At 57.6% G+C, this 12,641-nt stretch carries 17 protein-coding genes; all 17 read left to right on the top strand.

Annotated elements, in window-relative coordinates:
* The first annotated feature begins 1 nt into the window (after window position 1).
* The 17 genes from AAYN39_RS17915 to AAYN39_RS17835 all read left to right on the top strand — a co-directional run bounded on the left by AAYN39_RS17915 (window position 2) and on the right by AAYN39_RS17835 (window position 12,641).
* Complete coding sequence (locus tag AAYN39_RS17915; protein ID WP_001104436.1) at window positions 2-730, top strand: transglycosylase SLT domain-containing protein; 729 nt, start codon at window positions 2-4, stop codon at window positions 728-730.
* Entirely contained in the window at window positions 714-1,364 is a 651-nt protein-coding gene (locus AAYN39_RS17910) for a lipoprotein (protein WP_000264664.1), read from the top strand. The genes AAYN39_RS17915 and AAYN39_RS17910 overlap by 17 nt, the downstream gene beginning before the upstream one ends.
* A complete protein-coding gene (locus AAYN39_RS17905) occupies window positions 1,361-1,687 on the top strand; it encodes a membrane protein (RefSeq protein WP_000175097.1) in 327 nt (108 codons plus the stop codon). Before AAYN39_RS17910 ends, AAYN39_RS17905 begins: the two co-directional genes overlap by 4 nt.
* Window positions 1,687-1,998 (top strand): hypothetical protein, encoded by a 312-nt coding sequence (locus AAYN39_RS17900; RefSeq protein WP_000227700.1) that lies wholly within the window; start codon window positions 1,687-1,689, stop codon window positions 1,996-1,998. Before AAYN39_RS17905 ends, AAYN39_RS17900 begins: the two co-directional genes overlap by 1 nt.
* Window positions 1,998-2,543: a DUF3486 family protein gene (locus AAYN39_RS17895; RefSeq protein WP_000124060.1), complete on the top strand. Its 546-nt coding sequence runs from the start codon at window positions 1,998-2,000 to the stop codon at window positions 2,541-2,543. The genes AAYN39_RS17900 and AAYN39_RS17895 overlap by 1 nt, the downstream gene beginning before the upstream one ends.
* 50 nt (window positions 2,544-2,593) lie before the next feature.
* On the top strand, window positions 2,594-4,135 hold the full coding sequence (locus AAYN39_RS17890) for a hypothetical protein (protein ID WP_170825686.1): 1,542 nt from the start codon (window positions 2,594-2,596) through the stop codon (window positions 4,133-4,135).
* Window positions 4,135-5,631, top strand: coding sequence for a DUF935 domain-containing protein (locus AAYN39_RS17885; protein WP_000090679.1), 1,497 nt, complete (start codon window positions 4,135-4,137; stop codon window positions 5,629-5,631). Before AAYN39_RS17890 ends, AAYN39_RS17885 begins: the two co-directional genes overlap by 1 nt.
* Complete coding sequence (locus tag AAYN39_RS17880; RefSeq protein WP_000117561.1) at window positions 5,612-6,433, top strand: phage minor head protein; 822 nt, start codon at window positions 5,612-5,614, stop codon at window positions 6,431-6,433. Before AAYN39_RS17885 ends, AAYN39_RS17880 begins: the two co-directional genes overlap by 20 nt.
* A 2-nt stretch (window positions 6,434-6,435) precedes the next feature.
* Window positions 6,436-6,894, top strand: a complete 459-nt coding sequence (locus tag AAYN39_RS17875; protein ID WP_000135517.1) for a phage virion morphogenesis protein — start codon at window positions 6,436-6,438, stop codon at window positions 6,892-6,894.
* Window positions 6,895-7,108: 214 nt separating this feature from the next.
* Window positions 7,109-8,224, top strand: a complete 1,116-nt coding sequence (locus AAYN39_RS17870; protein ID WP_001273072.1) for a hypothetical protein — start codon at window positions 7,109-7,111, stop codon at window positions 8,222-8,224.
* Window positions 8,225-8,238: 14 nt separating this feature from the next.
* Window positions 8,239-9,192, top strand: coding sequence for a hypothetical protein (locus AAYN39_RS17865; protein WP_001286905.1), 954 nt, complete (start codon window positions 8,239-8,241; stop codon window positions 9,190-9,192).
* A 9-nt stretch (window positions 9,193-9,201) separates the two neighbouring features.
* Window positions 9,202-9,540 (top strand): DUF2190 family protein, encoded by a 339-nt coding sequence (locus AAYN39_RS17860; RefSeq protein WP_000537457.1) that lies wholly within the window; start codon window positions 9,202-9,204, stop codon window positions 9,538-9,540.
* A gap of 1 nt (window position 9,541) precedes the next feature.
* Entirely contained in the window at window positions 9,542-9,988 is a 447-nt protein-coding gene (locus AAYN39_RS17855; RefSeq protein ID WP_000271668.1) for a DUF1320 domain-containing protein, read from the top strand.
* Complete coding sequence (locus tag AAYN39_RS17850; RefSeq protein ID WP_001101804.1) at window positions 9,988-10,452, top strand: Gp37 family protein; 465 nt, start codon at window positions 9,988-9,990, stop codon at window positions 10,450-10,452. Before AAYN39_RS17855 ends, AAYN39_RS17850 begins: the two co-directional genes overlap by 1 nt.
* Window positions 10,452-10,703 (top strand): hypothetical protein, encoded by a 252-nt coding sequence (locus AAYN39_RS17845; RefSeq protein WP_000666498.1) that lies wholly within the window; start codon window positions 10,452-10,454, stop codon window positions 10,701-10,703. The genes AAYN39_RS17850 and AAYN39_RS17845 overlap by 1 nt, the downstream gene beginning before the upstream one ends.
* Window positions 10,693-12,120 (top strand): phage tail sheath subtilisin-like domain-containing protein, encoded by a 1,428-nt coding sequence (locus AAYN39_RS17840; RefSeq protein ID WP_000729859.1) that lies wholly within the window; start codon window positions 10,693-10,695, stop codon window positions 12,118-12,120. Before AAYN39_RS17845 ends, AAYN39_RS17840 begins: the two co-directional genes overlap by 11 nt.
* A complete protein-coding gene (locus AAYN39_RS17835; RefSeq protein WP_162828734.1) occupies window positions 12,117-12,641 on the top strand; it encodes a phage major tail tube protein in 525 nt (174 codons plus the stop codon). The genes AAYN39_RS17840 and AAYN39_RS17835 overlap by 4 nt, the downstream gene beginning before the upstream one ends.

Below are 12,641 nucleotides of genomic sequence, written 5' to 3'. Positions count from 1 at the left end.
CATGAACTGGCCTCAAATCACCCTCATTATTCTGTTCGCCTTTGGTCTGGGCGTAACCGCCATCAGACACGGAGAACCACGTAACGATAAATACAGCTTCTGGTGGCAGCTTGCTGGCAACCTGGTGATTGTCTGGCTGCTCTGGTGTGGCGGCTTCTTCAGTCAGGCCCGCGCAGCGCAGCCTCCGCAGGCTGCGCTGCAGTATCGCGATGATGTGATCCGTAATGCCCGGCTTGAATGGGGACTGTCTGCGCCGGTGGCCGATTTCGCCGCGCAACTGCATCAGGAAAGCGGCTGGCGACCTGATGTGGTCTCGCCGGCTGGCGCTCAGGGACTGGCGCAGTTCATGCCTGCCACTGCCGACTGGATAAGCCAGTTGATACCGATGCTGAGCAATCGTGAGCCGTTTAATCCTGCATGGGCTATCCGGGCGCTGGTCAGCTATGACCGCTGGCTGTGGCAGCGCGTCAGCGCCGCCAACGACTGCGAGCGTATGGCCATGACATTGTCGGGCTATAACGGTGGTCTGGGCTGGGTACAACGGGACAGGCGGCTTGCATCACAGAAAGGTCTGGACAGCACCCGCTGGTTCGGACATGTCGCCACGGTGAATGCCGGACGCAATGCGGCCAGCTGGCGGGAGAACCGCCATTATCCGCAGCGCATCCTGCGCGAACTGGCACCGCGATATCTCACATGGGGAGGCTGCAGTTGTGTGGCATCTGGTTAAAAAGCTGCCGTGGCGCGGCATTCTGCTGGCCATTCTTATCAATGCCTTTCTGGTCGGCCTGTATGCCATGGGATACAGAAGTGGTCATGACTCTGCAAAGCGTGACGGTGATACCGCGCTCAGTCAGTTGCAGTCAGCATTTGACGCGTACAAAACGGAGCAGGCAACGCTTGAGAATGCTGCGCTGCGGGCCTGGGCCAGACGGTATCAGGAGCAGGTGGCCGCCGGGCAGCGGGCTGAAGCCGGTTATCTTGAGCAGATTGCTCAACTGGAGAGCCGGAATAAACAACTACAGGGGCAAATTAACGATGTCACACAGCGCTGGATTGATGAAAAAGGTAAGAGCCATCCCATTGAGTGCGTGTTTACTCGCGGTTTCGTGCGCCAGTACAACGCCGCACTCGGATATGACAATGCATCCGTCGACACCGGTCATTCAGACTCAGTTGCCGCCGCTGGCACCCGCTCTGGCACAGCGACCGGGCAACCTGAAACCACTGACACCCGGTTACGCGATTCGGGTGTCTCCCAGCGTGACGTTCTCGCCAACATCATCGACAACGCAGGACAATGTCGTCGCTGGCGGAACCAGATAAACGCGTTACTGGATGAACGGGAAGGATTACAGAAATGACACTGCAGGTTGAATTCTGGACGGTAGTGAGTTTTCTGCTCACCTTCATGGGGTTTGTGGGAGGGCTCGCCAAATGGTTGTTCAGTAAAACAGAAGAACGCCAGGCGGCACGATTCGCCTCCCTTGAACAGGCCCTGCAACAATCCGCCTCCAACTGGGGCGAGCTGGAAAAAGAATTTATGCGATTTAAAGCGGATTTACCGCTGAATTATGTCCGTCGAGAGGATTATATCCGTGGCCAGACAGTCATTGAGGCCAAACTGGACGCGCTTTATAACAAACTGGAAGTGGTACAGCAGTACCGCAATACCGGAGGTCAATAATGGTCGATATTACCCGGGTACGCCGCGAATCCCTGCGCTGGAGTCTGCTGGTTGCCCTGAACAAGACCCGCCCTTACACCGCCAGCGAGACGCTGCTGCTGGATGTGTCCCGTGCCATCTACCCGGACACCACACCGCTGGAACTGCGCCGCGAACTGGATTATCTGGCTGACCGTAAAATGGTTGATCTGGAGAAAAAACCTTCTGGCGACTGGTTTGCTGACCTGACCCGCCTCGGCGTAGACCTGGTGGAATACACCGTGGAATGTGGTCCGGGTATTGCCCGCCCGGAAAAGTACTGGAGTGAATAATGGCCAGACGCAGCACAATAGAAAAGCTGCCGGAAGACGTGCGCCGCTGGCTTGAACGGGCGCTGACTGAATCCGGCTTCAGCGGGTATAACGAGCTGGAGTCCCTGCTGCGTGAGCGGGGGTACGTTATCAGCAAATCCGCTATCCATCGCTATGGACAGAAGATTGAGCGCCGCTATGGTGCTATCCGTGCGGCAACAGAAGCGGCCCGCATGCTGACCGAAGGCGCAGCAGACGATCAGGATGCGCGTTCGGAGGCTGTGATAGCCCTTATTCAGACCGAGCTGTTCGAGAGTATTGTCCAGTTGCAGGAGGCGGAAGAAGGCGAAGTCGATCCTAAAGAACGCGTGGCCCTGCTGTCGAAGGTGGCGAAGAATGTGGCTACGCTGTCCCGCGCGTCCGTCAACCTCAAAAAGTTCCAGTCTGAAGTACGGGCCAGAGCGCAGCAGGCAGCCAGCAACGCCGAGAAAATTGCCCGTAAGGGGGGACTGTCAAGCGACGCAGTACAGGCGCTTCGTCGCGAGATTCTGGGGATTGCCACATGACAAAATCATCCGGAGTGATTTTAAACGCCGCTGGCGGCGGCCCCGAAGGGATGAGTCCCATGGACGGGAGGAATAACCTTGCTCCCGTTTTGCCTGATACCTCGGCGCTGGATGCCCCTCCCGTTCTGTTGCCTTACCAGCAGCGCTGGGTGGCAGACACCTCTCCGCTTAAGGTGATAGAAAAGAGCCGTCGTACCGGTATTACATGGGCTGAGGCATCCGATAACGTACTGACCGCCGCCTCTTCTGCGCCAGCAGGCGGGATGAATGTGTATTACATCGCTTATAACCAGGACATGACCGTCGAATACATTCAGGCGTGTGCAATGTGGGCACGGGCATTCAACTATGCGGCCAGTGAAATTGAAGAAGGATTCTGGGAAGAGGACGACGACGACAAACACATCAAGACTTACACCATCAAATTTCCTGACTCCGGCTTTCGTATTGTTGCGCTCTCCAGCCGCCCGTCTAACCTGCGTGGCCGTCAGGGTATTATTGTTATCGACGAAGCGGCGTTCCATGAGCAACTGGACGAACTGCTGAAAGCGGCGCTGGCGATGCTTATCTGGGGGGGAAAGGTACGCGTTATCTCCACCCATGACGGTGACGACAATCCGTTCAATACGCTTATCGGGGATATCCGTGCCGGACGTCAGGGAGGCAGCGTACATCGCATCACTTTCCGGGAAGCCGTATCTGAGGGGCTGTTCCGGCGCGTTTGTCTGCGCACCGGGAAGGAATGGTCAGAGGCATCCGAGCAGGCCTGGATGGCGTCGGTGTACAAATTCTACGCTGCCGGCGCATCCGAAGAGCTTGACTGTATTCCGGCCAACGGTGGCGGCGCCTGGCTGTCCCGTGCCCTGATAGAGTCCCGCATGTCCGCTGATACGCCGGTATTGCGTCTGACCTGTCAGGAAGGTTATGAACTGCTGTCTGATGAGGTTCGCTTCCACGAGACACAGGACTGGCTTGATGAGCATCTGAAACCCTTGCTGGAGGCACTCCCCGCTGATGCCCGCTCTTTCCTGGGGCGCGACTTTGGCCGTAGCGGTGATTTGTCGGTGGACTATCCCCTGCTGCAGGAGAAGAACCTGGTACGACGCGTGCCATTCGTACTGGAGCTGCGTAACGTGCCGTTCAGACAGCAGGAGCAAATCACCTGGTATCTGATGGATGGCCTGCCCGGTCTGCTGGGTGCAGCGTTTGATGCCCGTGGTAATGGTGCCTATCTGGCTGAATACGCCATGCAGCGCTACGGCTCCAGCCGGGTTCAGCAGGTGATGCCAACTGAAGGCTGGTACCGGGAGCATATGCCTCCGGTCAAAGCTGCACTGGAAGACGGTAACCTGGTGGACTTACCAAAGGATGAAGACACACTGGATGACCTGCGGGCCGTTCAGGTGGTGAACGGTGTCCCCCGCGTGCCGGAGCAACGCTCAAAAGCAAAGGCTGACGGTGGTAAACGCCACGGGGATTCAGCCATCGCACTGGCGCTGGCGTATTTCGCCAGCCGTGAAATTAACAAAGGGCCGGTGAAGGCAAGCTCACGCTGTCGTCGTCAGGCGGCCCGTATGCTGGAGGGATTCTGATGGCGAGGGGTATCTGGGTTTCACCCGATGAATTTGTTGCTTTTTCTGAGCCTCAGAAATCACTGACCGCGCAGATTGCCTCCCGCAGCCGCGCGATCGACTTTTACGGACTGGGCATGTATCTGCCCAATCCTGATCCCATTCTCAAGGCTCAGGGACGGGATATCCGTATCTACCGCGAACTGCGCACCGACCCGCTGGTTGGGGGCTGTATCCGCAGACGTAAAGCAGCGCTCAAATCACTGGAGCGTGGACTGGAGCGCGGTCACGCTTCTGCCCGGGTCTTCCGTTTCATCCGCGACATGCTCGACGATCTGGATCTGTCCCGCATCATCGGTGAGATGAGTGATGCCGTGCTCTACGGGTATCAGCCCTGTGAAATCATGTGGGGCCGTTCGGTCAGGGCGTGGGCAGTGACGGATATTGTCGGCAAACCGCCTGAGTGGTTTCAGTTTGATACGGACAACTGCCTGCGCTTCCGGGCGCGTGATGCGGGTGTGGAGGGTGAGCTGCTGTCACCGTCAAAATTCGTGGTGCCGGCACAGGATGCCTCGTATGACAATCCTTACGGTTTCCCGGACCTGTCCATGTGCTTCTGGCCGGTCGCCTTCAAGAAAGGCGGGATGAAATTCTGGCTCCGCTTTGCCGAAAAGTTTGGCTCCCCGTGGGTGATCGGTAAGCACCCGAGGGGTGCAAATGATGCAGAGATTGAAAAACTGCTGGACTCCATGGAGCAGATGGTGGAGGACGCGGTGGCCGCCATCCCCGATGACAGCAGCATCGAACTCAAAGCCGCGGATGGTAAGGCGGACAGCAGCGAGGTATTCCGCGAGCTGATCACACTGTCACGCAGTGAGATCTCCATTGCATTACTTGGTCAGAATCAGACCACGGAAGCGAACAGTAACAAGGCCTCAGCACAGGCCGGGCTGGAGGTAACGGCTGATATCCGCGATGCGGATGCGGACATCATTCAGGCAGCAGTGAATCAGGTTATCAGAACGGTGGTCACCCTGAACTTCGGCGATGTGCCGTGTCCGGTCTGGGCCATGTGGGAACAGGAGACCATTGATGACACCCGCGCCACCCGCGACGAAAAACTCACCCGGGCGGGTCTGCGTCTGACCCCGCAATACTTTAAGCGTGAGTACCAGCTGCAGGACGGCGATATTGACGAGACACCACCGTCGGAACGCCAGAATAACATGCTGCCGCTGTCATTTGCCGAGGCGATTGATGCCGATATTCAGGCTCAGCAGCAGCTTGACGACGCGCTGGACATTCTGATGAACGGAGGTGTGTTAAATGGCACGCTGGAACCCGTCCTGGCACCTCTGTTTAAGCGGGTCGAAAACGGGGTTAACCCGACTGAGCTGCTGGGCGAACTGGCGGAGCTCTACCCTCAGATGAACACGGACGATCTGCAGGAACGGCTGGCCCGCATTCTCTTTGTGGCAAATATCTGGGGACGCCTGCATGAGCGTGACAACGGCTGAACTGGCGTACTGCATGACGCTTCCCCCGAAGCGGGCAGTCAGTTACCTGAAGTCCAAAGGGTATCAGATTACCTGGGACTGGGAAGAAATGTGGCAGGAGGCCCATGCCCGCGCCTTTACCGTTGCTAAAGTGACCCGCCTGGATATCCTGGAAGATATTCGCGGGGCACTGCAGCAGGCTGTCGATGAAGGAAAAACCGATCGCTGGTTCCGGCAGGAGCTGGAGCCGGTGCTGAAGCGTAAGGGATGGTGGGGACCACGTGACACGACTGACCCGGTAACGGGTAAGCCGGTCACCATTCAGCAGGGCAGTCCGTGGCGGCTCGATACCATCTTTCGCACCAATATGTCCGTACTCTACAGCGCCGGTCGTTGGGCGGAACAGATGGAAAACGTCGACGACAGGCCGTACTGGATGTATACCGGCATCAACGACAGCCATACCCGCAGGAGCCATCTGGCGCTGCATGGTCTGGTGCTGCGCTGGGATGACCCGTTCTGGCAGGCATTTTACCCGCCGAACGGCTGGCGCTGCCGCTGTAGTGTGATTGCCCTGAGTGCGACGGATGTACGTGCCCGTGGCCTGAAGGTTATCAGCTCCGGCTCTGCCATGGGCCAGGAACTGAAACTGGTCTCAGAGAAAACCGGCGAAATGCGGAACGTGGCCACCTTTAATACCGGCACCACGAAGGTGACCACCGACGTCGGCTGGTCTTATGCACCGGGGGCAGCATACCGTCCCGACCTGGCCCGCTATCAGGGTACGCTTCAGCCACTGGCACAACAGGAACTGAGAGGATAACAATGGCTTCCGATAACCTGGTCAGTATCACCATTAACGATAAATCCCTGCGCCGGAGCCTCCGTGCGCTGGATCTGGCTGCCACAGACATGGAGCCCGCGATGCGCAAAATCGCCGGAACCCTGCTGGCGGAAACACAGTTTAACTTTCTTGATGAGGGGCGTCCGGGGTGGATGCCCTCGCTGGCAGCGGAAGAACGTGACGGGCAGACACTGCAGGATACCGGGCGTCTGATGGGGTCAGTATCAACCGACCATGACGACCGGCAGGCTGTTGTGGGGACCAACGTTGTTTACGGTGCCATTCACCAGTTCGGGGGTAAAACGGGGCGTAATGAGTCTGTTGAACTTCCGGCCCGCCCGTTCCTGCCGGTGACGGGGGATGGAGAACTACAGCCTGAAGTGGTAATCCCCATCCTCGATACCATTGTCCGCCATCTTGAATCAGCGGCCCGTCGCTGAGTTTTCTCTCTTCAGGTGGGTGATTTATCATTGCCAGCGAATGAGGGGCTGTATTACCTTTATAAAGGCTTTACAGCCTCTGTTTTATAACCGCCTCCGGTTCACCGCATTGCTTTCCCTGTCCTTCTCCCCTGATGTTTTCTAAAGCAGATTAAAATCGCCGGGCCTGCATTTCTCACAAACTGTCTCCGACAACATAACGCGGGACAGCAAAATGTCAGCCATTCACATTTTTAAAGCCGGTACTCATACCGATATGCACGGCAAAAAACTGCCGTTCACGCCAGACGATCTTGCCGCCTGCGTGAAAGCCTATGACCCGTCCGTCCATGAAGCACCACTCGTGATTGGTCATCCCAGAACGGAAGACCCGGCGTGGGGCTGGGTGAAAGCCCTGTCGCTCAGCGGCGTCGATCTGATGGCAGAGCCTGCCCAGCTGGACCCGCAGTTTGCTGAGATGGTCACCGACGGACGATTCAAAAAAGTGTCCGCCTCTTTCTACCTCCCGGATTCACCGTCCAATCCGAAGCCCGGCGTGCTCTACCTTCGCCATGTGGGCTTTCTCGGGGCACAGCCACCTTCCGTCAAAGGGCTGAAACAGGTGTCCTTCAGTGAGCAGGAAGAAGGTGTGGTGGAGTTCGCCGACTGGCAGGCCATCACGAATGCCTCCCTGTGGGGAAAGCTGCGCGATTTTCTGATCGCCCGCTTCAGTCTGGACGAGGCAGAAAAAGTCCTGCCGGAATGGCAGCTCAACAGTCTGCGCGAAGAGGCGTACCGCGACACACTGTCGCAGGATGCAGCAGGTGCACAATTCAGTGAGACAGGCCCGGGGCCGTCTTCCGCAAGTAACGAGGAATCATCGATGACAAAAGAAGAGATTGAAGCCCTTCAGGAGGAGAACCGCCGCCTGAAGCAGCAGGCTGCTGATCGCGATGCGCGTGATGCACAGGTCAGACAGGAGCAACTGCATAAGGACAATGTGGCCTTTGCAGAAAAACTGGTCGCAGAGGGGCGTCTGGCTCCCCGCGCCTCCTCCGTGGTGGTTGCCCTGCTGGATGCCGTCGCCGGTGGCGACAAGCCGGTGGAGTTTGCTGAGGGGGAAAGCCGCACACCGCTGGCCACCGCCTTCCGTTCATTGCTCTCCGACGGGGAGCCGGTGATGAACTTCGCCGAACAGGCCACAAAGGATCGTGTCGGCGACGCGGTGAAGGTGGATGTGGCGGAGTTTGCGGAAGCCGATCCTGAGCGTCTGGCCCTGCATCAGAAAGCAGTGGCCCTGTCCAAAAAAGAAGGCATCAGCTATGAGGCTGCTGTCGCACGCTGCCTGTAATTTAAGGAGAGAGCATGTCTGATTACTTAAAAGGTAAACGTGTCGTTGATCCGGTACTGACCAGTATCGCCCGAGGCTATAAAAATGCCGCATTCATTGGCGAACGTATTTTCCCCGTCGTGCTGACGGACAAGGAAGGCGTGCGTGTGCCGACCTTCGGGAAAACCGCCTTTGTGGAATATGACACCGAGCGTGCCGTCGGGGCGGACAGCAATGTTCTGGTCCGTGAGAAAACCGGCACGCTTGATCTGGTGCTGGGTGAGCACGATCTGGCTGCGCCAGTGGACTATCGCGAACAGGCGGAGTCCATGTTTAACGAGGAGAGCAAGGCCATCCGTCGCGCCACGAATGGCGTGAATCTGCGCCGTGAACTTATCGCCGCCCGTCTGGCTCAGGATGAAAAGGTCTACCGTACCGGGCACGTTAAAAAACTGACAGCCGGCGACCGCTGGGCCGGTGGTAAGGGGGACCCCATCGGGGTAATTGAAGCCGGTATGGAAGCGGTCCGTACGGCCACGGGGCTGCGTCCTAACCTGATGACCATGGGGGCCGGCGTGATGGCGCTGCTGAAGTTCCACCCGGCAATTCAGGCAGCCATCGGAGCCAACGAACGCAAGCGCATCACCACGGAGATCCTGCAGGACCTCTTTCAGATCGAAGAGATCGTCATCGGTGCTCCTGTCTCCCTGCCGTCCATGAAAGCGGCAATGGATAAGGACAGCGTGCCGACGGATATCTGGGGAGACAATCTGATGCTGCATTACGTCGGCAAGCCGCAGCCGGGGGCGGACAGCGCGGACGAGAACGAGCCGTCCTTCGGCTACACCCTGCGCCGTAAGGGGATGCCTGTTGCCGACAAGTACGACGGAGCCGGCGGCAAGGTGAAGTACTGCCGTTATACCGATATCTACAAAGTCGCCGTGGTTGGTGGCGATGCCGGGTATCTCATTACCGGTATCAGTAAATAAGGAGGCGTTATGGGAACCACTCAGCAGGTCATTCTGATCACAACCGTAACGGCAGGGGCCGCACTGGCACAGCAGCGTTTTGTCGGGGCAGATAATACCCCCTGTAAAGCCGGTGCCGCAGCGCTCGGGGTTGCCGAAGTGGATGCTGTTACCGGCGACAGCACGCCGGTGAGCGTTCTGGGCATTATTGCTGTCGAGGCCGGGGCCGCTGTCAGCCGTGGTGTGGCTGTTCAGTCAGATGCTCAGGCCAGAGCCGTGCCGCAGTCCGGCGACGGTAAATCCTGTGGTATTGCACTTGATGAAGCCGGGGGTGAAGGCGACGTCATTCGTATCCTGCGCGGGGTGTGACATGTACTGCACCCTGGAGGATTTGCTTGCGCAGGTGCCGGAACGAACGCTGATCGAGCTCACCAGTGAAGAGATGGACTTCGACTCGCCTGCAACAGTGAATACCCGTGTGGTGGACAGCTGTATCCGCTATGCCGACGAGCTGATTGATGCCCATCTGCGCGGACGCTATATCCTGCCACTGGCAGAGATACCGACTGTTCTGCGGGACATTGCCATCACGCTAGTCCGTTACCGGCTCTACGCCCGCCGCCCGGAAGGTGACCTCCCGGATACGGTGAAGGATGACCACAAAGAAGCGCTGCGGCAACTCAGGGAGTTACGTGATAACAGGCTCACGCTGGGGCTGCCGTCCACTCAGAAAGATGTGCCTGAGCCTGGCGAGTTTCGTGTACGCAGCCGCCCGGCCACTTTCGGCGGTCGTGACGGTTTACTGGAGAAATACTGATGAACGTTCTGCCCGTCCTTGATGCGGTACTGGCCCGGTTACGCGAGAAGCTGCCGCAACTGCAGGTGGAGTACTTCCCGGAGAAACCGGCTGAATATCGCCTGAACCATCCGGTTGGCGCGTTGCTGCTGAGCTATGCCGGTTCGCGCTTTGACAGGCCGGATGATACCGGTGCGGTGATCCAGTCTCAGACTATCCAGCTCTGCGTCACGGTGGTCTTCCGCCAGCTCAACGGTAAAAAAGGGGCGATTAATGTCCTGGATGCTGTCCGCCGCATTCTCGGCGGCCACACCCCGCCCGGCTGCCGCCGCCGTATCTGGCTGACCCGCGAGGTGTTTATCGGTGAAGTCAGGGGGCTGTGGCAATACGCCCTCGACTTCGCGACTGAAAGCGTCTTTATCGAAGACAGCGATTTACCGTCCGGCCCGCTGTTAACCGAAGTGAACTATGAGGAAAGCGAGTGATGAAAGAATACCGCTATTCCGGCCCGGCCAGCGGCGTCACGCTGTCGGACGGAACCGAAATCCTGCTCTGGCCGGGGAAGACGGTTTCCCTGCCGGAGGAGCATGACTACGTGAAGGTACTGGTGGCGCTGAAGCATCTGACGCCGGTACCAGAAGATACTAAACCCGCCGTCACACCGGCTGTGCAGTCACCAAAGCGCAGAAGCAGCAGTGACAGCGAAGTGAAAACGGAGGACTCCCATGGCAGCTAACTATCTGCATGGCGTCGAAACCATTGAGGTGGAAAACGGAGCCCGCCCGGTTAAAACGGTGAAATCTGCCGTTATTGGCCTGATTGGTACCGCCCCGATGGGGGATGTCAATACGCTGGTACAGTGCCTGTCTGAGAAAGACGCTGCGGCATTTGGCAGCCAGTTCACCGGCTTTACCATTCCGCAGGCGCTGGATGCGATTTATGACCATGGTGCAGGCACCGTTCTGGTCATTAACGTACTCGATCCGTCTGTGCATAAAATCGCTGTGGTCAGTGAGAATGTGTCGTTCGACAAGGCGACAGGCAGAGCCCGGCTGGCTAATCCGGTGGTCGCGCAGCTGGTACTGAAACCGGACAGCAACGGTCAGCCTTATGTTGAAGGTCAGGACTACTCGCTTGATGCACAGACCGGGGTGATTACTAACCTGGGTAAAAGCATTGCTGCAGATGCAACGGTGAAGGCCAGCTATAACTATGCTGATCCGACCAAAGTCACCCCGGCTGATATCATCGGTACCGTTAACGCTGCAGGCAACCGTACCGGCATGAAGCTGCTTAACGACAGTTTTAACCTGTTTGGCTACTTCGCCAAAATCCTGATTGCTCCGGTATTCTGCACCCAGAACAGCGTCTCGGTTGAGCTTATCGCCATGGCTGAGAAACTGGGAGCAGTAACCTATATTGATGCGCCGGTTGGTACCACTTTTGCGCAGGCTCTGGCGGGACGTGGCCCGGAAGGCACCATTAACTTTAATACCAGCTCTGACCGTGTCCGCCTGTGCTACCCGCATGTGAAGGTATATGACCCGGTGACGAACACGGAGCGTCTGGAGCCACTGAGCCAGCGTGCGGCGGGCCTGCGTGCCAAAGTCGACCTGGACAAAGGGTACTGGTGGTCATCCTCCAATCAGGAAATTCTGGGGATCACCGGCGTGGAGCGCCAGCTGTCGGCAATGATTGACGATCCGCAGAGCGAGGTGAACCTGCTTAACGAACAGGGGATCACCACGGTATTCAGCAGTTACGGCAGCGGCCTTCATCTGTGGGGTAACCGGACGGCAGCATGGCCAACGGTCACCCATATGCGTAACTTTGAGAACGTTCGCCGCACCGGTGATGTGATCAACGAGTCCATTCGTTACTTCAGCCAGCAGTACATCGACATGCCGATTACTCAGGCGCTGATTGATGCACTGACGGAGTCGGTCAACGCCTACGGTCGCAAAATGACTGGTGATGGTGCGGTACTGGGCTTCCGTTGCTGGTTTGATCCGGCCCGCAATCCGGAGACGGAGCTGGCCGCCGGGCACCTGTTGCTGAGCTACAAATATACGCCACCACCGCCGCTGGAGCGACTGACGTTTGAGACTGAAATCACCTCGGAATACCTGTTAACCCTGAAAGGGGGCAACTGATGTCAAAGATTGAGATAAACCGAATCACGAATGCCAACATCTATCTGGATGGTACTAACCTGCTGGGACGGGCTGAGGAAGTTAAACTCCCCGATGTCTCCATGATTATGCAGGAGCACAAGGCACTGGGGATGGTGGGTAAGGTGGAACTCCCGGCTGGTTTTGACAAACTGGAAGGCGAAATCAAATGGAACAGCTTTTACCGCGATGCGATGTTGTCTGCCGCGAACCCGTACAAGTCGCTGGCGCTGCAGTGTCGCTCCAGCGTCCAGCGCTACAGCTCGCAGGGGCTGATCGACGAAATCCCGCTGGTCACCTTCCTGACAATTATGTTCAAGAAGAACCCGCTGGGGACGTTCAAACAGCACGAGAACGCCGAGTTCTCCAGTAGCTTCACCTGCACGTATATCAGACAGGTACTGGATGGTGAAGAGTTGCTGCAACTGGACTATCTGGCCAACATCTTCCGCGTCGGTGGCGTTGATCAACTGACTGACTATCGAATCAATATCGGGGGCTGA

The sequence above is a fragment of the Salmonella sp. K21076 genome (assembly GCF_039650795.1).
GTDB lineage: Bacteria > Pseudomonadota > Gammaproteobacteria > Enterobacterales > Enterobacteriaceae > Salmonella > Salmonella enterica.
The sequence above is the reverse complement of the archived record's forward strand: the minus strand, read 5'-3'. Positions and strand labels throughout refer to the sequence as shown.